This window comes from Streptosporangium pseudovulgare, assembly GCF_014648055.1.
GTDB lineage: Bacteria > Actinomycetota > Actinomycetes > Streptosporangiales > Streptosporangiaceae > Streptosporangium > Streptosporangium pseudovulgare.
Genome location: NZ_BMQJ01000018.1, coordinates 1 through 23,064, shown reverse-complemented (window position 1 = coordinate 23,064; position 23,064 = coordinate 1). Strand labels below are relative to the sequence as shown.

Sequence of the window (23,064 nt, the reverse complement as noted above, 5' to 3'; positions counted from 1 at the left end):
CAGGTTATAACCGCGCTCAGCCTCGCGAGTGATGAGCCGCCCAGCCCGCCGTCGGCCGGCTGGAGACCGTCCCCGGCGGCACTCATCCGGCCTGTCCTCGACCGTGAGCGGGCCGCCGGTCCTCGCCGCCTTCCCTCTCGCGTCCGCAGGGGGACCGTCCACCGGAACGAAGAGCGCGCCCCTGCCCTCGACCCCGGGGCCGTCGCCGCTGCCGGTGTCAGGTCGTTGCTGATTTGGCCGATTCCAGGGAGATCTGGCCAAGCAGGTGGCCAGTCCGCGGAGATGTGGCCACGATGATCGAGTGATGTCCTTTCCAGCTGAACGTGTCGGCGTTCGAGTCTTCTTGCTGGCGCGGGTGTCGGTGTTCGGGGTTTGTTGTCGGAACCTGCCCCGCGTGTTGAACGCGGGGTCTTCGCCGGTGGAAACGCGGACTCAACGCCAATGGCTCGCGCGGACTTGATGTCAGTCGTACGTCGTCGTACGACCGGGGGCGGACATTGGGGGGTATGGGTGGGGAGGGGATCGTTGTCGCGGGCAGAAAGTGTCTGATCTTGGTGGCAGGGTGTGGGGGAAATGCTCCCGTCAGGAAGGAAACGCCCCGGGGATGGATGCGAACGACAAGCCGCAGACCCTGTACCCGCTGAAGGATCTGGAGCTTCCCGCGCTGCTTCCCTTGGATCCGGTCGAGCCGGTGCCGGCGGAGGTCGAGCCAGGGTTGGAGGCGTACCGGAACGGAGACCTGGACGACGCGATGAACGCATTGCGGGAGATCGCCGGGAAGGGTCGCACAGCCGTGGCCGGGCACGCGGCGGCGGCGCTGGCAGGGATCGAACTCGGCGCGGGCCTGCCCTGCTGGGAGTCGTTGGAGCAGGTGGCAGCGGGTGAGGACCCGTGGCTGGGGCCGCTGGCCGGTGTGCTGATCGCGGAGCTGGAGCCGGAGGAAGACGGGCACTCGCTGCTACGCGGGGTCACCGCGCAGCTCACCGGGGACGAGGAGGCAGCACGGGCGCTCTACGCGGAGGCGGACGAGGAACTCGCCATCGTCCTGACCGGCAATCTGCTGATCGTCAGCGGCGATCTGGTGGCGGCGGAGGAGCCACTGACGCGGGCGCTGAGATCGGACAACGACATGATCGCCGCGTATGCCGGGCACCTGCTGGGCCACATCCTCATCGCGCGAAACGAACTGGAGGAGGCCGGGAACGTGCTGAGCGACGCGTTCTGGCGGTCCCACCCGCGCGGAACGGGCCCGGAGGAGCTGGTGCCCTGGGTCGGCGTCCGGATCGGTGAACTGCTGGCCGGGACGTTCGAGCTCGACGTGGTCGCACGCCTGATGGAGGAGAGCCGCATGGACGAGCTGTACTTCACACGGGACTTCTTCGAGAACGCGGCGTTCTTCACCAAGTACAGCGAGCCGTCGCTCACCAAGATCGGGTTGCACCTGTTCCCGGGCGACTTCGACATCGTTCAGGGCGCGCTGGAGCGGCTACGCGTGTGGAGCGGCGAGCGTTACGAGAGGGGTCGGGCGCTGGCTGTTCTGCTGGGCAGGCGGCTGCTCGAAGAGAGGAACTCCTGGTCCGACGGTTACCGGCCCTTGCGAGAGTTTGTCGCGGACGTCGGCGGCGTCTGAGGCTGAGGCCGTCCGAGGAGAGCGGGCCCGGCGCCGGCGTGGGTGATCGGAGGGCGTTACGTCAGCCCGACCGCTAATACTGCAACGGCACTTGTGCAGCTCGTCTCGTTTGGCGATCATTTGTGTCTCGTGGCAGTGATGGACCTTCAGACGTGGTCGGCAGGGCTGGCGGAGCTGCATCAGCGGATCGCGGGACGGTTTGCCCGCTCGGAGCCGCGTGAGCGAGTGCTGGCCTACATCCGGGGCCTGCTGGCAGGGCTGGAGCGCAAGAACGGCTGGACTTTGGCCGAGTTCGCCGGTCAGATCAGCCCGGACGGCATGCAGCGGCTGGTACGCACCGCGGACTGGGATGCCGACGCGGTGCGCGATGACCTTCGCGACTATGCGATGGATCATCTCGCAGACCGTGACGGTGTGCTGATCATCGACGACACGGGGTTCCTCAAGAAAGGCGTGCGCTCCGCCGGCGTCCAACGACAGTACTCCGGTACGGCGGGCCGAACCGAGAACTGCCAGATCGGCGTGTTCCTCGCCTACGCCTCCTCGCGGGGGCGGGCGTTGATCGACCGGGAGCTGTACCTGCCCGCTTCCTGGACCGACGATCGTGCCCGCTGCCGGCAGGCCGGTATCGACGATCACGTGCGATTCGCCACCAAGCACCAGCTGGCCAAGGCGATGCTCACCCGGGCGTTGCAAGCCGAGGTGCCCTTCACGTGGTTCACCGCCGACGAAGCCTACGGCCAGGCCAAATCCCTGCGCGTGTGGCTGGAGCAGCGCGATGTCTTCCACGTGCCGGCCACCCGGCGCGACGACACCGTCGTCAGCATGCAGCTGCAGCAGCGGCGGGTCGATGACCTGGTGGCCTCCTTACCCGCGCAGGCCTGGCGACGCCGCTCGTGCGGTGACGGCGCTCACGGCCAGCGCCTCTACGCCTGGGCGCGAGTACCGATCCGACCGCTGCGTGTGGCCGGTCGCGGCCACTGGGTTCTGGCCCGCCGCTCCCTGACCAACTCCGACGACATCGCCTGCTACGTGTGCTACGGGCCCGCTCGCACCAGCCTGGACCAGCTGCTACGGGTCGCCGGATCGCGCTGGGCCATCGAAGAGTGCTTCCAGGCGGCCAAGAACGAGGCCGGCATGGACCACTACCAGGTACGCAGCTACACCGGCTGGTACCGGCACATCACCTTGTCGATGCTGGCCCACGCTTTTCTGGCAGTCACCGCGACTCAGGCAAACGGGATCGGGCCTGCGCCGACACCCCACCAGAAGATCATGATCTCATCCCCTTGACCGTCAACGAGACACGGCGTCTGCTGGTCCACCTTCTCCTGCAGCCCCGGCATGCACCCCACCACGTCCTCGCCTGGTCACGATGGCGCCGCCGCCGACAAGCCCAAGCCCGCCGCTCCCACTACCGCAGACGCGGCCATCCGCCCCCACAAGCGCCGTTGCAGTAATAAGGACACATCCGGGAGCAGGACGCCTTCACGGACGCCGGTGACGCATGGTCCCCATGCTCGTCAAGACGCTGATGGTATTGCCGGACCGCCCTGTTATGGCCGCCTTAAGTGGCATTGTCACGCTCCAACGCCGGACGATTGGATCAAGAGGTGATCTTCTCCGGCGCGTCACAGGCGGGTTTCGGATGCGCCCCCATGTCGCCGCCTGTCCCGCCCGGCCGCTCCTCTTGCCGCGGGTGGGTCATCGGCCCGCGCCGTCCTTCACGAAAAGGGAGTCGTGACCATGACCATGCTGACCTACACCGTCCTCACCGACCCGGCGCCCCTGGAAGCGTCAGCGGCCGGGCGGCCGTCCACGGGGACGGTGTACCTGCTCGTCACCAACACCGGGCAGCAGCCGGCGTACTGGTCCACGATCACGGTGGAGGTGCCCGTCGGCAACGGCGCCGGCGACCTCACCTCGAACTTGAACAAGATCAAGCCAAAGGGCGAGTACCGCACATGGCCGGGCACCCGGCCGGGCACATGGACGGGCCCACCGCCGGGCACCCGGTCGTCGGTGAACGTCCAGCGGCAGGGCTCCAACGCCTTCCAGGCCACCCAGGCCACCACCCCTGGCGGTAGAACCCCTTTCGCCCCCGGCGACTACATGGTGCTGACGCTGGAGAACGTCGCCCTCGCCGCCACCTCCGGGCTGGCCGTGCTGGCGGTGACCGAGAAGGCCAGCAGAACCAAGACCGGGGGTCTGAGCACCAGCCACGCGGCGGTGGCGCTGGCGAAGACCGCGCCACAGGAGCTCCCGGCGCCGCACAGCTTCCATCCGGACAAGGCCATGGTGAACCCCGGTGACACGCTCACGCTGAGCTGGCAGGGGTCCACCGGCTTCAGCTACGCGATCATGTACCCGGGCGCGCCGCAGTTCGTCCCCGTCTCCGGGGGCAGCTGGTCACCGCCCACCGCCCCGAAGCGGGCCATCACCTACATCCTCAGGGCCACCGACCCCACCACGCAGCAGCAGCACTTCCTCACCACGACCGTTCAGGTGCGCGATCCCGAACTCGACACGCTCACCGCCACCACCGAGATCAAGACACCCAGGGTTCAGGGGACCAAGACCAACTGGGGCCTCACCATCGCCGGCACAGGGGCGGAGATCTCCGACAGCTCCGGCGTGAAGGGGACGTTGACGGCCGACAAGGCCGTGTTCGACGGCGTGCTCACCGGGTATGTGGAGGGGCCCAACAGCGGCGAGGGAGTCATCACCTTCCCCCAGGGCGGGGTGAAGGTCTGGAGCACAGGCGGCTCCAGCGAGCTGGGCACCCTGTACGTCAGCGGCATCAGAACCGATTACGTGAGCGGACCTAATGACGGCGATGGAGACATCAGGTTCCTCCCAGGCGGAATGAAAATCTGGAGCGCACTCGGCTCCAACGACCCGGGCACCCTGTACGTCAGCGGCATCAGAACCGATTACGTGAGCGGACCTAATGACGGTGACGGAGACATCAGGTTCCTCCCAGGCGGAATGAAAATCTGGAGCGCACTCGGCTCCAACGACCCGGGCACCCTGTACGCCCGCAACGTCAACGGAGTGGCCTCAGGACGGAGCACCCCTAGGTCTGGCTGGAGGCCGACAGGAGGGTATTACTACGACATCACCGTCGATACCTCCGGAGCCGGGTTCACCAGCTGCCCCATTTACCTCATCGCTCTCGGAGGTGACTTTTACGGCGAGCATGACCTCCGCACCACTGCCATCTACAACGCCACTGCCACCAGCTTCAGTGTTGTCCTCAGATGGCGCGACGGCGTACCCATGACGCTCGACGATGCCGAGCGGCTCGGCTGGCACATCGACTGGGTCGGCTACGAAACTTCCTGACTTCACCACCGCTCGTGCAAACAACCCCTGCACACGACATGGTCCCGAAGGATGCTCCGCGCCCATGTCGTCGTGGAGCTGATGCAGGTAAGACGCGTTGATCACCAGTGCCCTGGCAAGCGCGTCGCGCCTGGCCCGCTCCAGCGGCTCGTGCGCCCCCTCACCGGACCCAGGAGGGGAGAGCCGCCCCGGCCGCGACCGACGGTGATCATGGACATGGGACGCCGTCGGCCAAAAATGGCACCGGCGGCGAGCCCTCCCGGGGTGGAGGAACGGCGAAACAGCCGGTGGCGGTAAGCCGCTCCATCCGCGAAAGGCCTGTGCACGGCGACGGCGGGCAGGAGTGAGCGTCAGTGCCTCGCCTGATCGACGTGGCGCGGCCGGGTGAGGGGGTTGCTCGCGGTCCTGATGTATGCCGACGACCTGCAGCCGGTGGGCGCGGCCGAAGGCGCTGTCGGGCGCCTGGGATCAGGCGATGGTGAGCGGCCCGTCGACCAGGTACGCCGCCAGCGGACCGGTCATCTGGTCCCGTGCCGGCGGATGCGAGTCCAGCCCATTGGTGTAGGTGGCGAAGTGGCCGACCTCTTCCGAGGCCGTGGAACCGAGGTCGCCGAGCAGGTCGACCGCGCGGGACCACCCGGGAGAGGCTGTCCTGCACGCAGTACCGGACATACAGCGAGTGGGCGAGCGTCGACTCGTCCGGGCCGCCGTCGTCGATCCGGCGGGCGAGGCCCTCCGCGGCCGACATCGCGCCCTCGGTCTCCACCAGCAGCCGGAGTCCTCGCCGGCGTCCAGCAGGGCGGTGGCCACGCTGTGGCGGATGCCGTGGATGGACAAGCCGCCGGGCGTCGGGCGCACCGACGCCCGGCGGCGAACGCTCCCCGTCCCCGAGGGGCAGGCCGCCCTGTTCGCCGTGTCGTTTTCGCCGTCTGTGGGCTCGTCGTGCTGCGGGCCGGGAAAGCAACCGCGGCCCTTCGTCTCCGGGGCGGCAGATGATCGGGGATTGTGCGGACTTTCCGGCCTTGGGTGGGTGATAGTGGCGGGGTGAGCGCTGAGGAGCACCAGGAGCACCAGGGGGAGGGGCGGGAGGTTCGGTCGGAGCTGATGCGGGCCGGGGTGCGGGCCCGGGTGGCGCGGCTGGCCCGCACCCCGGTCTCCGGAGCGCGCCGCTGGTCGTCTCCGGCGTTGCTGGCGCTGCTGTCGGCGGGGGCGTTCGGGGCGTTCCTGGAGCCGGGTGAGGCCACGGCGGGGGCCGCGATGCTCGGAGCGGCCACCGCGGTCGGCGGCAACCTGCTGACCGACATCGTCAAAACGGGCATCGCCCGCCTGGGTGAGAACGGCGGCGACGGTGCCGGCGGTGGTGAGTCGCCGCGGCAGGCGCTGGAGGCGGAGCTGGAGCGGCGTATCCAGCGGATCCTGGAGAGCGGCGGGCCCGAGGCGAAGGAGTTGCGTGCGGAGATCGCGCATCTGCTGGAGGAGGTCGGCGCGGTCGGCGCCGCGATCGAGGCGACGATCCAGGCCGGGGACCGCGACCTGCAGGAGCATCTGACCCGTGGCCTGGCCGGCCTGGGCCGGGAGTTCGCCGAGTTCGCCTTCACGCTGGCCGCCGTCGAAGATCAGCTGCGGGTGCTGCGCGACGGCCAGGACGTGCAGGGGGCGCAGCTGGGCCTGGTGGTGGATCTGCAGTACCGGCAGGCGACCGACATCCGGCTGCTGCTGCAGCTGGTGTCGGAGCTTCCCCGGCAGCACCCCGGCGGCGCACCCGGCGCCGCCCGGGCGCGCTGGAGGGACAAGTGCCCGTATCGGGGGCTGGTGCCCTTCGGCGAGGCCGACGCCGAGGTCTTCCACGGCCGGGAGGTGACCACCGCGCAACTGCTCACCACCGTCTCCCGGCGGCTGGCCGCCCCGGGACTGGTGGTGGTGACCGGCGCCTCGGGGGCGGGCAAGTCCTCACTGCTGCGCGCGGGCCTGCTGCCGGCGATCGGCCGGGGCGAGCTGACGGCGGCGGCCCGCCACTGGCCGGTGCAGGTCCTGGAGCCGGCCGGCTCCCCGCTGGTCGCTTTGGCGGCCGCGCTGGCCGCGCTGGCGGGTGTTTCGGCCCCTGAGGTGGTGCGCGGCCTGCGCGAGGATCCCGGGCAGGCGCCGCTGCTGGTGCGCCAGGCGGTCGAGGCCGATGCCCGCCGCCGCACCTTGCCGTCGTCGGCCGTGGCCGGGGGCAGGCTGGTGCTGGTCGTCGACCAGTTCGAGGAGATCTTCACCCTCGTCTCCGACGCCGATGAGCGGGCCGTGGGGGAGCGGGAGGCGTTCGTCGCCGCGCTGCACGCGGCCGCGACCGTCCCGGGCGGGCCGCACGGCGCCGCGGCGGCGCTGGTGGTGCTCGCGGTGCGCGGCGACGTCGTCGACCGCTGCGCCGCCCACCCGCACCTGGCCGCGGCCCTGCGGGACGGGGCGTTCGTCGTCGGCCCGATGACGCAGCCGGATCTGCGGCGGGCGATCACCGGCCCCGCCGACGCCGCCGGTCTGGCCATCGAGTCCGGCCTGGTCGATGTCATCCTCAGCGAGCTGCGCGCCGCGGGCGGCGGGTATGAGGCGGGGGCGTTGCCGCTGCTGTCGCAGACCATGCTGACCGTCTGGGAACACCGCGAGGACGGCCGGCTCACAAGCCGGGGGTACGCCCGTACCGGCGGGGTGACCAAGGCGGTGGCCTCCAGCGCCGATGCCGTCTACACCGATCTGGCCCCGGATCGGAAGGAGACGGCGCGGCGGGTGTTCGAGCGGTTGACGGCCGTCACCGGTGACGGTGCGCTGGCCCGCCGTACCGTCGAGCGCGCCGCCTTGCACACCGGCCGCCCCCCGGGCGGGCGCGCCGCGGTCGATGAGGTGCTGGAGGTCTTCGCCCGAAGGCGGCTCGTCGTCGTCGACGCCGGCCGCGTCCAGATCGCCCATGACGTGCTGCTGGGCTCCTGGCCGCGGCTGCGCGGCTGGCTGGCCGACGAGCGCGCCGACCGCGTTCTGCACACCGAGATCCTGCAGGACGCTGATGAGTGGGATCGGCGCGGCCGGGATGCGTCGTTTTTGTACGGCGGGATTCGCCTGCAGGCCGCCGAGGAGGCCGTCGCGCGTTGGCGGGCCGACCCGGACCGCTACGACGGGTTCGACCTACCCGGCCCCGCCGCGGCCTTCCTGCACGCCGGCACTCTCTCCGCCACCCGGGCCCGGCGCCGCCAGCGGCTCCGGTTCACGGTGCTGGCGGGGCTGCTGGTGGTCGCGATCATCACCGCGGTGGCCGCGGTGCGCTCCGGCCAAGCGGCCAAACAGCAGAGCGCCTTGGCGCTGGCCCGCAGCGCCCAGGCCGCCTCCCGGGAGGCGGCCGCCTACAGCCAAGTCCTGCCCGACGACCCGGAGACCTCGGCGCGCCTCGCCGTTGCGGCGCAGGCCATCGCCGACACCGGCGAGGCGCGGGTGAGCCTGGCCGCACTTCTCAGCAGACCGGCACGTGCTGTCCTGGCCGGACACACCGGCCCGGTGGCCTCGGTGGCGTTCAGTCCGGACGGCACCCGCCTGGCCTCCGCCGGAGAGGACGGCACGGTGCGGCTGTGGGATGTGGCCGCCGGAAAGCAGGTCGGCGCGCCCCTCGCCGGAAGCGCCAGTCCGGTGGCCTCGGTGGCGTTCAGTCCGGACGGCAAACGCCTGGCCTCCGACGGATATGACGACACGGTGCGGCTGTGGGATGTGGTCACTGGAAAGCAGGTCGGTGCCCCCCTCACTGGACACACCGGCATAGTGGCCTCGGTGGCGTTCAGTCCGGACGGCGAACGCGTGGCCTCCGCCGGAGAGGACGGCACGGTGCGGTTGTGGGATGTGGTCACTGGAAAGCAGGTCGGTGCCCCCCTCACTGGACACACCGGCATAGTGGCCTCGGTGGCGTTCAGCCCGGACGGCACCCGCCTGGCCTCCGCCGGAGAGGACGGCACGGTGCGGCTGTGGGATGTGGCCACTGGAAAGCAGGTCGGCGCTCCCTTCATCGGACATACCGACGGGGTGCGCTCGGTGGCGTTCAGCCCGGACGGCAAACGCGTGGCCTCCGCCGGAGTCGACGACACGGTGCGGATCTGGAATGTCGGACTGCCGTACGACCTTCAGGGTCTCCTGCGAGCGGCGTGCGACATCGCGGGCCGGCCGTTCACTCCCGAGGAGTGGCGGCGATACATCCCCGATGAGCGGTACCGTCAGCCCAACTGCCCGGCCGTTCGATGAGGTCAGCCGAGGCCCACCCCGGCGCGGGGAATCCATCCGCACCGTCGCCGCCTGGGTGAAGGTCTCCGTCGGTGTCGTCCACAAAACCCTCGCAGCCGCTGCTGAGGGCAACCCCACTGACCATGATGGGGGCTTGTACTCTGATCAACTGTTCGGGCCAAGCGCGATGGCGGGAGACGGGGCATGACTTCGAGGCTGGCCGGTGACGTGGTCGGCAGGCGCTACAGGCTTGCCACCGAACTGGGATCCGGTGGTTTCGGGCGGGTCTGGCGGGCTCGCGACGAGACCCTCGACGTAGACGTTGCAATCAAGGAACTGCAACTGCCGCCGGAGATGCCGGAAACCGAACGAGCCGAGCGGCTGGCGCGGGCCACGCGTGAGGCCCGCAATGCCGCACGGTTGCGCAAACACGACGGCATCGTCGCGGTTCACGACGTCGTCATCGATGACGGTCTTCCCTGGATCGTCATGGAACTGATCGACGGCTGCTCGCTGAGCGAGCACATCAAGCAGCACGGCCCTCTTCCGGTGGACAGGGTCATCGCAGTCGCTGTGGCACTGCTGACGGCAATCGGCGCAGCGCACCGGGAAGGCGTCGTGCACCGCGACATCAAACCGGCCAACGTCATGCTCTCCCAGAACGGGAAGATCCTGCTCACCGACTTCGGGACAGCGATCCACCACACTGACTCCGCGCTGACCGCCACCGGGATGTTCATCGGCTCGGCGGAGTACATGGCACCCGAGCGGTTGCGCGGCATTGACGGCCTTCCCGCCGGGGACCTGTTCTCCCTCGGCGTGACTCTCTACCAGGCCGTCGAGGGGTTCTCGCCGTTCCGCCGCGATACCCAGGAAGCGACTTTGGCCGCGGTACTCCTGGAGGAGGCGCCAGCGCCGCAACGAGCCGGGCCGCTCACGCGGCTCATCACCCGACTGCTGGACAAGGACCCGGGCGGCAGGCCGACGGTCGACGAAGCACTGGCTATGGCAGGAGACATTGCAGGTGAGCAGCCCGCAACCACCGTCCATGTGCGGCGCGACACCAAGATCCTGCCGGTCTGGCCGAAGAAGCGGCAGCCGGTCGTGGTTACCGCGCTGATGGGGGTCATGACAGCGTTGGCGGTCATCACGGCACTCGCCGTCGCCGGACTTCCCGATGCCGGTGAAACATGGGGGGAATTCGAGCATCTCGAGGGCGCCGTCGTGCTCAGCGTTGCCGATGTCGTTCTGGCTGGCTTGGTGTGCGCCAGTCTCGCGCGATTCATGCCGGTGAACTTCGGCAAGATCGTCATCGCTGTGGTCGGTGTCGCCGGGCTCGTCTTCGGCTGTGGCGCGACTGCTTTCGCCTTCCACGGCGCCGGCGAAATCTTCCGGAACGAGATGAATCTATTGCCCCAAGAGTCCGCGACGATGTCGCTGGCCTTGATCAGCATCGTCGTCCTCGTCGCTGTCGGGTCGGCCTTGAGCTCGCAACTCCTCGTTCGATGCGAAACGATCAAAAGTCGAACACGATCATGATCACCCCGTCAGCTGGCGCGCCGGCTCTGCACCGCCTGGTCGGCAAAGCCCTCGCGGCCGTCTTCGGCGACGAGGTCATCGGCCCCGCATGATGATCGGGACTTTCCCGGGCCGCTACTGAGGGGCCCTCCGCTCGGGTTCGTGCCACCAGCCGCAAAGTAGCTGTGAGCGGCCCATAGCCCAAGTACGGCTGGAAGGGACAGCCGGTTGACATAAAGCTTGATATCAAGCAGCCCGGCCTGCGGAAACGCCCCCGTGACCGCTATCGCGCCGGACTTATCCCGCCATGTTCGAGCCGTAATCCTCGCGCACACACCCGCCGTGACCAGGAGACTGTCCCTTTCGGCGTTACTTGGTCTGCGCCCCCTGTCCGGTCCGCGCCCCGGCGCGGCCCGTTTCTGCCATATTCCAGTGGCCCCTCTTTTGGAATCATCGACACCGACCGGCGAAGATCTCGACGAGAATGAGCCACTATGACCGACCCCCTACGCGACGGCGACCCGGCTCACATCGGCTCCTACCGGCTGCACGCAAGGCTCGGCGGGGGCGGGATGGGAGAGGTGTTCCTGGGCCGTTCCCCCGGTGGGCGCCTGGTCGCCGTCAAAGTGGTGCGCCCGGAACTGGCCGGCAACAGCGACTTCCGGCGCCGCTTCGCTTCCGAGGTGGACGCCGCCCGCAAGGTCGGCGGGTTCTATACCGCCCAGGTCGTGGACGCCGACACCGACGCCGTCCGGCCGTGGCTGGCCACCGCCTACATCCCCGGCCCCTCCCTGCACCAAGCCGTCGACGAGCACGGGCCGCTTCCCCTGGAGTCGGCCGCGGTATTGGGAGCCGGGCTGGCCGAAGGACTCGCCGCCGTGCACGCCTGCGGGATGGTGCACCGCGACCTCAAACCCGGCAACGTCATCCTCTCCGACGACGGGCCCCGCCTGATCGACTTCGGCATCGCCCGCGCCCTGGACGCCACCAGCCACACTCAGACCTCCACCGTGCTGGGCACCGCCGCGTTCATGTCCCCCGAACAGGCCATGGGCCGGGACGTCGGGCCGCCCTCGGATGTGTTCTCGCTCGGCTGCGTGCTCGCCTTCACCGTGACCGGCCACAGCCCCTTCGGGACGGGGCCCGTCCACGCGGTCGTCTTCCGCGTGGTGCACGCCGACCCCGATCTTCAGGGAGTGCCCGCCTCCCTGGCCGCTCTGGTGGCGGCCTGCCTGGCCAAGGACCCCGCCGCCCGGCCCAGCCTGGAGCAGGTGCTGACCCGGCTCACCGCGCTCGCTTCGCCCGACCAGGGGCGGTGGCTGCCTGAGGCGCTCACCCAGGTCATCGCCGACCGCCGGACCCTGGCGCTGACCGCTCTTCACGACCTGGCCACCGCGACCGACGGTGGCGGCCCCCGAACGATGGCACCGCCACCGTCCGGCCACGCGAATCCGCCGGGGGCACCCCAGCCCTTGCTGGTCAACGAACGCCGCCATATGCGCGGCCGTGACCCCCTGCACTCCGCCACCGGCTACCAGATCGCCGCCCATGTGCTGCTTGCCCTCTTCACCCTGGTTTCTGTGAGCACGGTGGTTCACCAGTTCTACGTCTTCGACGAAGCCGGATCGCGGTACCCCGAGGAGTCGGACCTCATCCGCTTGTTCGATGCCTACGAGTGGGATGCCACCATCATGTGGCTGGCTCAGATCGTCTCCGGCCTGGGGCTGGCGGCGGCGTGGCTGCTGTGGTTCCACCGGGTACGCGTCGTCGCCGAACGGCTCGCACCCGGCCGGCTGCGTTACGGGCCCTCCATGGCCGTGTATGGCTGGCTCATCCCGATCGCCAACCTGTGGCTGCCCAAGCAGATCGCCGACGACGTCTGGCACGCCTCCAGCCCCCCGGGACGGGACGGGACGACCGTCCCGGCCGGTCTCCTGCGCGCATGGTGGATCTTCTGCTTGATCACTTTCCTGACCTGGCCCCTGTTCTGGATCAAGTGGACGACACTCCTCGATACGGACTCCGTCCGCTACAGGTACCAATACACGTGGGAGACCTGGGCCAGCGTGGCCGTGCACATGCTGGTCGTACCGACGGCGATCGTCACCGCCCGGTTCGTGCGGCGGCTGGGCGCCATGCAGGCGGCCAGACTCGACAGCTGACGGCCGAGCCCCGCACGTCGGCTGTCGAGCGTCCCGAATCGAAGATTCTGGGGCGTTCCTGTGGTGGTGCTTACAGGCCCATATGGTGTTGATTGCGGCTCTCCGCTCGGGTCCGTGCGATGAGCCCCAATCATCGCTGGAGCGCGGCCGTCAGCGTTGCCGGCAGGCCGGAGCGCTGACGTGGAGCTCCAGGCTGCGGGCAATCCGGCGGCCGCTTGGGGCGTCCTACGTCTGTTTGCATCCCCCCGAACTCCCAGGGAGACCTTTGTGCTCAGACGTCTGCTTGCCACCGCCGCTGTGGCCGGTGCCATGCTCCTCACCCCGTCCGTGGCCGGCCTGGCCCCGGCCGCCGACGCCTCCAGCGCCGTGGCGACCGCCTGCACCTACCAGCGGTCCGGCAACCACTGGAACTGCGTCACGCCGGGCGCGTACTGTCCGAAGGCCGCGCACGGCAAGGCAGGGTATGCGAAGGTTACCGGCCGCCGTTACACCTGCGCCCGCTACAGCAACGGCCAGTGGCGGTAGAAGCGGGCCTGAGCGAGCGCCAAGCGTCCCTTTCCGCCGTGGCCCGGCCGGGAAGGGGGCGCTGTCATCGCAGGCGCGCGGGGGGCGTCGTCTCATCCGTCGTCGTTGACGATGCGTTACCGCTGAGGGCGTGTTGATCTTTAGGGTGGGGCTTGTGGGTGAGGTCAGGGTCGGTGAGTGGACGCGGCTGGGGGAGCTGGACGGGCCGGCGGGGTTCTTGACGGTCCGTGGTCACCGGTACCGCTACCCGGATGGCCGCGAGGACACATGGGACATCCTGGTGGGCGGTGCGACCGTCGCGGTCGTCGCGGTGACCGAGGACGAGCAGGTGGTGCTGGCCCGTCAGTACCGGCCGGGGCCGGGGAAGGTCCTGATGGAGTTGCCGGGCGGAAACGCTGACGGCGATGAGCCGGTCGAGGTCGCGGCGGCCCGGGAGCTGCTGGAGGAGACCGGCTATGAGGCGGCGACGCTCGAGGTGGTCATGCAGACCTTTCTGGCGTCCTACGCCTCGCATCGCCGCCACGCGGTCCTGGCCCGCGGATGCCGGAGAGTCGCTGAGCCGGACCCGGGTGACGGCGAGTTCGTCGAGACGGTGCTGATTCCGGTCGGCGAGTTCGTCCGGCATGTGCTCGGCGGGCAGCTGACCGACGCCGACATCGCCTTCACGGGACTGACCGCCGCCGGATACCTGAAGCCGACCGTTTGACCCTACGCGCACCTGCCGCTGAGCATGGCCGTGAGGTGTCCGGTGGTGAGAGGATCGGTTTCGAGGCGGAGACCCTCAACTGCTGACAGCGGCTCTGCACCGTGGCCGGGAGCGCCGAAGATCAGGAGCGGCGCGGGTCGTAGTTCCGCAACTCGGTCAGGCGGACGCCGCTGTGCGGCAGCAGGGGTACCCCGCTGCCGCAGTCCAATACCACGCTTCTTCTGTGCACCGTTGAACGCGTTATCTGCAGGACAGAGGGCATTCTGCCAATGGATCAAGGGTGTGATCGACAGGGGTAAACCTCGGTGCCGGTAAAGCGGGGGGACGGGGACACCGACGGCTGGGTCGTGGTGCTCATCGCTCCCCTCGACGACCCGCAGCACGAGGTTGACCTGACCTGCATCCGTCAGGGGGCGGATCTGCGGGTCCTCAACGGGCAGGTACCGCCCTGGCCGGAGGCGCAGGAAGCCATGGAAACCGGCACCGCCCTGGCAGAACACTTCAGCATGCCCTTCCACTTCGCCAGCCCATACTGGCCTTCCTTGCCGCCGTCGACGCGCGCCTGGACCGACTCGGCGTACCTCCGCGCCCGATCCGGAAGCGATCCGCCGAGGACCGCGCCGCCGGCTCAGTGCTCCACCGCGCGGGCTTCGTCTCCGCCGTAGCGGTCGGCGGTGAGCCTTACTACCGGCTTCCCTCGGCCATGACCGACCCGGCCGAACAGCGGCGGGTGGTGACCCGGGCCTTCGACATACTCCAGGCCGAGGGCTTCTACCCCACCTGTGACCCGGCGCTCTTGGACTCCAGCCTCCCGCTGGCCCGGTCTCACGAGATGGGCCCCGGCGACCATCTCGGTGACCTGGCTCGATCCGTCCGGTGTCGGTCACCTCTTGTCGCGGTTCGCGTTGAGCGCGGCCACGGTCACGGCGATGACATCGGCTGCTGAGGACATGGTCCGGTGCTTCGAGGAGGCGCTCGGGCTGCCGGGCGTCGAGCAGTGGCCCTTCGAGGTAGGCCGTGCTCATCTGGCGTACGGCGAGAGGCTGCGCCGTCAGGGGCTGGAGGTCGCCAGGCTGGCGGCGACGGGGCTGTCGAACCCGCAGATCGCGTCGCGTCTGTTCCTTTCGCCGCGGACCGTGTCGTCGCATCTCTACCGTGTGTTCCCGAAGCTGGGGATCACGTCGCGGGCCGGGCTCCGCGACGCTCTGGAGGCGCTGCCTCCCGAGCCTCCGGCCACCCGGCTGTGAGAGCTACCGGTCGGGTCTCAGCACTGCCCCGGTACTGACGTAAGCGAGCCGTCGGCCGGATGTCAGTCAGCTGACGGAGGCTGTCAGCACGGTGGCCGAGCCATTCTCGTGGAGACATCGAATCGGCCCGGTACCCGGGCGAGACCACGAGGAGCGGACCATGCCGTTCGTCACCACCGGCGACGGAGTCGAGATCTTCTACAAGGACTGGGGCTCGGGCCGGCCGGTCATGTTCCACCACGGCTGGCCGCTGAGCTCGGACGACTGGGACGCCCAGTTGCTGTTCCTCGTCCGGTGGGGCTACCGCGTCGTCGCCCACGACCGCCGCGGGCACGGGCGTTCCGCCCAGGTCGGTCACGGGCACGACATGGACCGCTACGCGGCGGACGCCGCCGCCGTGGTGGCGCACCTCGGCCTGCGCGACGTCGTCCACGTCGGCCACTGCGCCGGTGGCGGAGAGGTCGCCCGGTACGTTGCCAGGCACGGTGCCGGCCGGGTTGCCAAGGCCGTCCTCATCGCAGCGGTCCCGCCGCTCATGGTCCAAACGGAATCCAACCCCGCAGGGCTGCCGGTGGAGGTCTTCGACGGCTTCCGCGAGGGCGTGGCCACCGACCGCTCCCAGTTCTACCTCGACATCGCCTCCGGGCCGTTCTACGGGTTCAACCGTCCGGGCGCGGACGTCTCCCCGGGCATCATCCAGAACTGGTGGCGCCAGGGGATGGCCGGCAGCGCGCAGGCGCACTACGAGGGGATCAGAGCGTTCTCGGAGACGGACTTCACCGACGACCTCCGGGCGATCGACGTGCCCACGCTCCTCTTGCACGGCGACGACGACCAGATCGTCCCGATCGCCAACTCCGCCCGGCCGGCGGTCACGTTGGTCGAGCACGCGGACCTGAAGGTCTACCCGGGCCTGTCGCACGGCATGTGCACCGTCAACGCCGACACCGTCAACGCCGACCTCCTTGACTTCATCAAGAGCTGACCCGGCTCGGTACCGACACACAGCCCGTCAGCACGGAACACAACTCGGAACAGAAAAGGAATCACCATGACCGCAACACCCACCGGCTACGTGACCATCGTCTGGGACGCGAAAGCGAAGGCGGGCAGGGAGGACGACCTCAAGGCGTTCATCACCGCCGCCGTCACCCCCTCGCGCAACGACCCCGGCAACATCGACTACGAGTCCCACGAAGTCGAGGGCCGACCCGGCGAGTTCGTCATCTACGAACGCTGGGAGACACGCGCCCACCTCGACGCACACCTCGCCGCGCCCCGGATGCGGGAACTCGTCCCGCAGATGCTCGAACTGATCGACGGATCCATCGAGGACGGCATCCGCCTGCTGCGTCCGTTCCGCCCCGCCCACTAGAGCAGGACGCCCGCCGACGTCGGCGTCGACGCCGACGGAGCGCACCGCCACGAACCAATCCCGCGGGTGCTCCCGGTGACCGCTTTCCGGGAGCACCCGCTCCGACGACACGCACAGGAGAGACACGACGTGACCACCACATTGATCACCGGCGGCAACAGGGGCCTCGGCCACGAGATCGCGCGCCGACTCGTCCAGGCCGGCCAGACGGTCTGGATCGGAGCCCGGGACGCCGGGAACGGCCGCAAGGCCGCCGACCGGCTCGGCGCCGGCTTCGTCCAGCTGGACGTGACCGACGACGCGTCGGTCGGCGCGGCGGTCGAGACGCTGCGCACGCGGGCCGGCCACCTGGACATCCTCGTCAACAACGCCGGGATCCTCGGCGAAGTGACCGCACCCGAGGACATGACGGCCGACCAGATCCGCCGCATCTACGAAACCAACGTCTTCGGCCTGGTGCGCGTCACGCACGCGTTCCTGCCCCTGCTGCGGAAGGCGGCCGCCCCGTCCGTCGTCAACGTCACCAGCGGTCTGGGGTCATTCACGCTGACCCACGACCCGGAGCGGGTCGAGTCGCAGTATCCGCTCGCCGCCTACGGCTCGTCGAAGAGCGCGGTCACCATGCTGACCATGCAGTACGCCAGGACGATCCCCGACGTCCGCTTCAACGCGGTAGACCCCGGCCAGACCGCGACCGAGCTCACCGGCCACATCGGGCAGAGCGTCGAGGAGGGCGCGGAGGCGGCGGTGCGTATCGCCACCCTGGGGCCCGACACCCCCACCGGCACGGTGACCGACCGCGCCGGCGCACTCCCCTGGTGACGGCGGCAGGCCCCACCCCGCGACAGTCCTGGCAACCACACCCCACCCGGCGCACCGGTGAGGGCCCACGGGCCCTCACCGAGAGAAGCAGGACTCAGTCGCCAAGCCCCTGAGACCACCTTGTCCGGCACGGGGAACACCCCCGGATCGGACCACCAGCCCCGCGTCGATCTCGCGGTCGCAGCGATCGGTACCCCACGAGAAGGAAGATCACGATGGACGAACGACTCAAGGAACTCGGCGCCCTACAGGCGGCCTTCGCCGGGCGCGCACAGATACAGCAGTGGGCGCAGGGGGCCGAGCTGCTCGCTCTGCTGCAGGCGGCATCGGAGACGAAAACGCTCGACCTTCTGACCCGGCCCATCACCGCGGAGGCCCTCGCCACCGTCAGTGACATCACTACCGACCGGGCCCGCCGGATCATCGAGGTACTCCAGGCTGCCGGGGTGGTCCGAAAGGCCGACGACTCCTCGCCCGCCTTCGTGCTGAGTCCGGAGTTCGGCGCTCTGCACGCCGGCGCCTCCGGGGTGGAACTGGCGACCGTGCTGGAGGCATCGAACGCGGCACTCGACCGGGTGCATTCCGCCTTCTCCCCGCCCACCGCGTACGACTGGGAGTCAGACGCGCTGGTCATCGCCCGCGACTGGGGCGTCCGGCCCACCGCGGCCGCGCGCAGCATGTTCGTGATGGCCTACGACGCGCTCCCGGCGTACCGTGACCGGCTGGCCGCGGGCGGCCCCCTGCTGGACGTCGGCAGCGGGGTCGGCGGAGCCGTGCTGAGTGCGCTGGTGGAGTACCCCGCCCTCCATGCTGTCACCGTCGAGCGTGCTTCCGACGTCGTCGAGGAACTGCGGCAACGTGCCCAGGCCGCCGGTGTGGCCCCACGCCTGGACATCCGGCACTCCAATGCCCAGGAGCTCGATGACGATGCGGTCTACGGTGTTTGCTACTGGGCCCAGGCATTCTTCCCGAGCCACACCCGCGAGTCCACCCTGGCCGCCATCCGGCGCGCACTCGCCCCGGGCGGTCTGCTTCTCGCACAGGAACTCGCCGCGCCGGCCGACGACTCGACGTCCGCCCGCCTGGGCGCATCCCTCGACGCGCTCGTCGCCGACTGCCGCGGGGTCCCGCCTGTTGTGAGCTCGGAGGACCTGGCCGCGGAGCTGCGGGCCGGCGGCTTCACCGGCGTGGAGGTCGTGCCCACCCCGGTCGGTCGGCTCGTACTCGGCCGTCGCGGGCAGTGAGAACCACCGAGTTGGTGGAACACGAAGCAGGGACGTCGACCACCAGATCCACCTTGTGGTCGACGGGTTACCCGCTATCCGGGCATCATCCACCACTTCTTCATGCTCAACGCCCTGCGCGACACCGACGCCACCCAGGCCGCCATCACCCTCCACACCGCCTGAACCCACGCCACGACGACGCCCGGGGAGCGGGCCCACCGCTCACCCCGCCACCGGAACGTGTCGCGCTGCTCCGTATCGCCGGAGACGATTACGCAAGGAGAACCGCCGTATGACAGTCATGAAGAGCACGATTCCCGATACGGCCCGTCAGGTCGCCGGGAGCGCGCTGCAGAACACCCTCGTGGATCTCCTCGGGATCTCGCTGATCGGGAAGCAGGCGCACTGGAACATCGTGGGGCATCGCTTCCGCTCCCTCCACCTGCAGCTCGACGAACTGGTGACGGTGATCCGCGAGGCCGCCGACACGGTCGCCGAACGGGCCGCGACGCTCGGTCTCCCGCCGGACGGCCGGCCGGAGACGATCGCCTCGGCGTTCGCGCTGCCCGGCCCGAAGGACGGCTGGATACGCGACGACGACGCCGTCGAGATGATGGTCGAGACCTTGGGGGCCGCCGCCACACGGCTGCGCGAGCGCATCGACGCCACCGAGAGGGCCGACCCGGTCACCCAGGACCTCCTGATCTCGATCACCGCCGAACTCGAGAAGCAGCGCTGGATGTTCGCGGCCGAGGACGCCTCTCAGACGGACTGAACGGCGGACCACGCCCACCATCCGCAACACGCCCAAAAAGGGGGGGCCCGTGACGACACCCCCTATCCCGACACGCCAGGGACTTCGCCCACCGGGCAGCGCGTGTTCCCGATCCGCAGAGACGGCACACGGGCCCGAGCGGCGAGGGCCCCCGGATGATGCGCACAAGGCATCGGTACAGTCACGTCGCAAACAGTCGTGGAGAGCCGTGCCGGTGAAGCCCCGGCCAGGTCCGTCGCCCGGTGGGCGGACGCCTTCTCACCCTAGCGCCACGGTGCGCAGGAGTTCCGCCGTCCGGTCGCCTTCCTCACCCTCGGATGCGCAATCATCTGCTGGCGACGCCTGAAGTCATTCCGATAGGAGTTCTTAGAGTGCGGAACGTGAGCTCTTGTCCGTTTCGTGGTTGAGGTTGGGGAAGGACCGCTGGTCGTGGGTGGGGGGCCCTCAGGCATCGGGGCGGGCGAACAAGCCGGGTTCGGGTTCGATGAGGATGCCCCGGCTGACCAGGCGTTTCAGTTTGGAGCGGATGCCTTCGGTGTTCTTGGGGAGGATCGGCAGGTCGAGGGCCTGGCAGAGGTCGCGGGCGCGCATCGGCCGGCTCGTGTCAGCTAGGGCGGTGAGGATCTGCTGGTAGGCGGGGCGGTCCGGCCCGGTGGCGGGTGAGGGCAGCGGGAGGGTGAGGAGGGTCTTGCGGGTGATGCGCAGGTCCTCGCTTTCCGCGGCGAGTTCGCCGAGCTGCCGGGTGAGTTCTTCGATGCGGACCCGGAACTGCTCGGCCTGGTCGGCCAGTTCGCGCTCGCGGGCTTCGAGGTGTTCCAGGATGGCTTTGACCTGCGGGTTCTCGCTCATGCGGTCCTCCAGGAGGCGATGGTGGCTCCGGTGAGGCGGCGGCTCATGACGGAGGTCATCGCCCAGAAGACGCGGGAGCGGGAGGAGTCGGGCCGGTGTTCGTAGTCGCGTACGAGACGGCGGTAGAACATCAGGATCCCGTTCGTCTGTTCCACGACCCACCGCTTGGCCTGCGGAACGAAGCCCTTGTCGTCCGGGATGCGCTCGACGATCTCGACGTCGATACCGTGTTTCTTGCCGTGCTCGACGACCCTCTTCTTGAAGCCCTGGTCGACCAGGGACTTCTTCACGCTGCCGCTCTGCCCGGCGACCTGGTCCAGCAGGGCGATGCCGGCGGTGTTCTCGTGCGTGGAGGCCGCGAGCACGACGACCGCGACGACGAGCCCCAACACGTCCACGGCCAGGCATCTCTTCCTGCCCGGCACCCTTTTCGCGGCGTCCCGGCCCGTCGTCGTGGCCGGGACGCCGACGGCCACGTGGATGCTCTGCGTGTCCAGGACCACCAGGCTCGGGTCGGCTAGTGCGGTGACCATGAACGTTCACCGGGCGGACAACGCGCCAGCTTGACCGCGCTCACGTTGATCCATGCGGTTGCCGATCTCGTTGTTGTATGGTCTGAAATCCACAAATATCGGGGGAGAGCAAGGCTGTGGAGCGCGAAACACTGCTCGGTTACCTGGACTCGCAGCGCAAGCACGTCCTGGGCATCCTGGACGGCCTTGGCGAGGGGGACCTACGCAAGGCGGTGCTGCCGTCCGGTTGGTCACCCCGCGACCTGGTGCACCATTTGACCTGGTCCGAGGCGCTTTGGTTCCGTGGAGCGATGGCCGCCGATCGCCAGGTCATCGACACGCTCGTGGCCGGCGAGTTCGGTTGGAAGGTCCCCGAGGAGTTCTCCGGCGCGGACGTGCTCGCACGGTATCGACAGACGATCGAGCAGTCGAACAGGGTCATCGGGGCGACGGCGATCGATGCCGTGCTGGCCTGGTGGCCGACGAAGATGTTCGGTTCGGGGTCATGGCGGCTGGGGTCTTTGCGCGAAGTGCTGATGCACGTGATCGTCGACACTGCGACGCACGCCGGACAGCTCGACGCGGTCCGGGAGCTGATCGACGGGCGGCAGTGGCTGGTCAACGACGACCGACCGGCCGCAGATCACTGAACTCGGTGAACGCTAGTGCGCTCACCGGGGTTGATCATGCCGCTGCTCGGCGTGGTCGGCCCCAGCGTTGCTGGCGTTCGCTGCGGATGCGGGCGCGTTCGCGGCGTTGGGCGGCCAGGACGTCGGGGTGGCGGGCGTTGGCGTTACGCCAGCGCAGGTAGTCCTGCAGTTTCCGGGCCAGGACGGTGTGGTTGGGGTGGTCGCTGTTGCCCATCACGAAGTTCCGCAAGGGCCCGAACTGGGCCTCGATGGGGTTGGCCCATGAGGCGCTGGTGGGTGTGAAACACAGCTCGACCTTGTGTTTTTTCGCCCACGCGCGGATCGCGGGGGTCTTGTTGGACGACAGATTGTCCATGATCGCGTAGATGGGTGCGCCGTCGGGTTTGCGGGCCCGGATCGTCTTCAACGCCGCGAGGGTGTTCTCCCCGCCCTTGCGCTCCCGGTTGACGCCCCAGAGATGGTCGTCACTCAGGGAGTAGCAGCCGTGGAAGTACCGGACGCCATGAGTGCGGTGGTAGGTCGCCGGCAGTCGGTCGGGCTTACCCTCCGGCGCCCAGGACGTGCCGTGGCAGGGCCGGATCGACAGGGGCCCGAACTGGTCGAAGGCGAAGCACCGGTCCAGGTAGTGCGTGGTGACGTGTTCGATCCGGTCGAGTTTGGCGTCCTTGTCGGGGTCGCGTGATTCCTTCCAGGTCCGCGTCCGCTGGAAGGAGATCTTGTGTTCATGCAGCAGCAGACGCAGCCGTTCCCGCCCGACCCGCATCGGCCGGTCGGGGCAGATGGCGAGGTAGTCGACGAGTTTGCGGATACTCCAGTGCGTGAACGGACGGCCCAGACTGGCCGGGCGCATCTTGGCCGTCGCGATGACGAATGCTTCGTCGTCGCTGGTCAGCAGGCGGGGACGGCCTCCCGCCCAGTTAGGGTCCAGTGCTGACAGACCCCGCTCGTTGAAGGCGTGGATGACGTCCCGCACCGTGTCCTCATCGGCCGCCACCAGCCGGGCGATCGCCGGGGCCGGGGTCCGGACGCCGACGCCATGATGATCAACGCCCTACGGACTTTGATCGATCCGTGTTTGCCCCGCCGGACGATGCGTTGCAGGTACTGCCCCTCGTGATCGTCCAGCCGTCGAGCCCTTACCGGCTCTGCCACCCGCCACCTCCGCAGACTCGATCCCTACAGGGTGGAGTCTGGAAGCAGAACCCGCCCGAACCCGGCAAGCCCGACGGCGTGTCACCCACCCGGTGATCATTTCCGGTCAACGCACTAGGAGCTGTTTGAGGTTCGGATCATGTGGTTGAGGTGAGGAGCTTCAGCCACATGATCGAGCCTCGGAGATGGAGCCCGGCCTCGTAGTTCTCCGGGGTTTCGTCGTAGCGGGTAGCCAGGCCGCGCCAGGTCTTGATCTTCTGGAAACAGCGTTCGACGGTGTTGCGCCGCCGGTAGCGCCCGGGATCGAAGGTGACGGGCCGCCCGCCTGCTGACC

18 protein-coding genes and 2 pseudogenes are annotated in these 23,064 nt (G+C 69.1%); 15 read left to right on the top strand and 5 right to left on the bottom strand.

Going from position 1 to position 23,064, the window contains the following annotated elements; translation table 11 throughout:
• Nucleotides 1–604: 604 nt before the first annotated feature.
• From IEZ10_RS29830 to IEZ10_RS29820, 3 genes are all read left to right on the top strand, one after another.
• Nucleotides 605–1,630, top strand: coding sequence for a hypothetical protein (locus IEZ10_RS29830; protein ID WP_189249854.1), 1,026 nt, complete (start codon nt 605–607; stop codon nt 1,628–1,630).
• 138 nt (nt 1,631–1,768) lie between these two features.
• Nucleotides 1,769–2,923 carry an IS701 family transposase gene (locus tag IEZ10_RS29825; RefSeq protein WP_189249963.1) on the top strand — a complete coding sequence of 385 codons (1,155 nt, stop codon included), beginning with the start codon at nt 1,769–1,771 and terminating at the stop codon, nt 2,921–2,923.
• A gap of 453 nt (nt 2,924–3,376) precedes the next feature.
• Nucleotides 3,377–4,975 carry a hypothetical protein gene (locus tag IEZ10_RS29820; RefSeq protein WP_189249853.1) on the top strand — a complete coding sequence of 533 codons (1,599 nt, stop codon included), beginning with the start codon at nt 3,377–3,379 and terminating at the stop codon, nt 4,973–4,975.
• A 468-nt stretch (nt 4,976–5,443) separates the two neighbouring features.
• Here IEZ10_RS29820 and IEZ10_RS29815 read toward each other — a convergent pair whose 3' ends face one another.
• The gene (locus IEZ10_RS29815; protein ID WP_189249852.1) at nt 5,444–5,647 is read right to left on the bottom strand and encodes a hypothetical protein; all 204 of its coding nucleotides are present in this window, start codon (nt 5,645–5,647) and stop codon (nt 5,444–5,446) included.
• 372 nt (nt 5,648–6,019) lie between these two features.
• On the opposite strand from IEZ10_RS29815, the gene IEZ10_RS29810 reads away from it, so the two are divergent.
• The 11 genes from IEZ10_RS29810 to IEZ10_RS29760 all read left to right on the top strand — a co-directional run bounded on the left by IEZ10_RS29810 (nt 6,020) and on the right by IEZ10_RS29760 (nt 19,567).
• The gene (locus IEZ10_RS29810; RefSeq protein WP_189249851.1) at nt 6,020–9,232 is read left to right on the top strand and encodes a WD40 repeat domain-containing protein; all 3,213 of its coding nucleotides are present in this window, start codon (nt 6,020–6,022) and stop codon (nt 9,230–9,232) included.
• Between the two features lie 183 nt (nt 9,233–9,415).
• The gene (locus IEZ10_RS29805) at nt 9,416–10,750 is read left to right on the top strand and encodes a serine/threonine-protein kinase (protein ID WP_189249850.1); all 1,335 of its coding nucleotides are present in this window, start codon (nt 9,416–9,418) and stop codon (nt 10,748–10,750) included.
• A gap of 473 nt (nt 10,751–11,223) precedes the next feature.
• The gene (locus IEZ10_RS29800; protein WP_189249849.1) at nt 11,224–12,891 is read left to right on the top strand and encodes a protein kinase domain-containing protein; all 1,668 of its coding nucleotides are present in this window, start codon (nt 11,224–11,226) and stop codon (nt 12,889–12,891) included.
• A 267-nt stretch (nt 12,892–13,158) separates the two neighbouring features.
• A complete protein-coding gene (locus IEZ10_RS29795; RefSeq protein WP_189249848.1) occupies nt 13,159–13,416 on the top strand; it encodes a hypothetical protein in 258 nt (85 codons plus the stop codon).
• A gap of 154 nt (nt 13,417–13,570) precedes the next feature.
• Nucleotides 13,571–14,122, top strand: coding sequence for an NUDIX hydrolase (locus IEZ10_RS29790; RefSeq protein ID WP_189249847.1), 552 nt, complete (start codon nt 13,571–13,573; stop codon nt 14,120–14,122).
• A gap of 929 nt (nt 14,123–15,051) precedes the next feature.
• Complete coding sequence (locus tag IEZ10_RS40345; RefSeq protein WP_308426322.1) at nt 15,052–15,369, top strand: helix-turn-helix domain-containing protein; 318 nt, start codon at nt 15,052–15,054, stop codon at nt 15,367–15,369.
• A 160-nt stretch (nt 15,370–15,529) separates the two neighbouring features.
• Nucleotides 15,530–16,354, top strand: a complete 825-nt coding sequence (locus IEZ10_RS29780) for an alpha/beta fold hydrolase (RefSeq protein ID WP_189249846.1) — start codon at nt 15,530–15,532, stop codon at nt 16,352–16,354.
• A gap of 66 nt (nt 16,355–16,420) precedes the next feature.
• Nucleotides 16,421–16,744, top strand: coding sequence for a putative quinol monooxygenase (locus tag IEZ10_RS29775; RefSeq protein WP_189249845.1), 324 nt, complete (start codon nt 16,421–16,423; stop codon nt 16,742–16,744).
• Between the two features lie 129 nt (nt 16,745–16,873).
• Entirely contained in the window at nt 16,874–17,566 is a 693-nt protein-coding gene (locus IEZ10_RS29770) for an SDR family NAD(P)-dependent oxidoreductase (protein ID WP_189249844.1), read from the top strand.
• 215 nt (nt 17,567–17,781) lie between these two features.
• Entirely contained in the window at nt 17,782–18,810 is a 1,029-nt protein-coding gene (locus tag IEZ10_RS29765) for an SAM-dependent methyltransferase (protein ID WP_189249843.1), read from the top strand.
• A gap of 274 nt (nt 18,811–19,084) precedes the next feature.
• A complete protein-coding gene (locus tag IEZ10_RS29760) occupies nt 19,085–19,567 on the top strand; it encodes a Dps family protein (protein ID WP_189249842.1) in 483 nt (160 codons plus the stop codon).
• Between the two features lie 444 nt (nt 19,568–20,011).
• Here IEZ10_RS29760 and IEZ10_RS29755 read toward each other — a convergent pair whose 3' ends face one another.
• Together IEZ10_RS29755 and IEZ10_RS29750 are read right to left on the bottom strand one after the other, a co-directional pair.
• Nucleotides 20,012–20,416: a hypothetical protein gene (locus IEZ10_RS29755; RefSeq protein ID WP_189249841.1), complete on the bottom strand. Its 405-nt coding sequence runs from the start codon at nt 20,414–20,416 to the stop codon at nt 20,012–20,014.
• On the bottom strand, nt 20,413–20,949 hold the full coding sequence (locus IEZ10_RS29750) for a transposase (RefSeq protein ID WP_229811782.1): 537 nt from the start codon (nt 20,947–20,949) through the stop codon (nt 20,413–20,415). The genes IEZ10_RS29755 and IEZ10_RS29750 overlap by 4 nt, the downstream gene beginning before the upstream one ends.
• Nucleotides 20,950–21,065: 116 nt before the next feature.
• Between IEZ10_RS29750 and IEZ10_RS29745 the strand changes: the two genes are divergently transcribed.
• Nucleotides 21,066–21,578: a DinB family protein gene (locus IEZ10_RS29745; RefSeq protein ID WP_229811781.1), complete on the top strand. Its 513-nt coding sequence runs from the start codon at nt 21,066–21,068 to the stop codon at nt 21,576–21,578.
• A 34-nt stretch (nt 21,579–21,612) separates the two neighbouring features.
• Here IEZ10_RS29745 and IEZ10_RS29740 read toward each other — a convergent pair.
• Together IEZ10_RS29740 and IEZ10_RS40450 are read right to left on the bottom strand one after the other, a co-directional pair.
• A pseudogene (locus tag IEZ10_RS29740) lies at nt 21,613–22,730 on the bottom strand (IS630 family transposase).
• A gap of 137 nt (nt 22,731–22,867) precedes the next feature.
• Nucleotides 22,868–23,064: pseudogene (locus IEZ10_RS40450) on the bottom strand (IS5-like element ISMt1 family transposase); the annotation flags it as partial.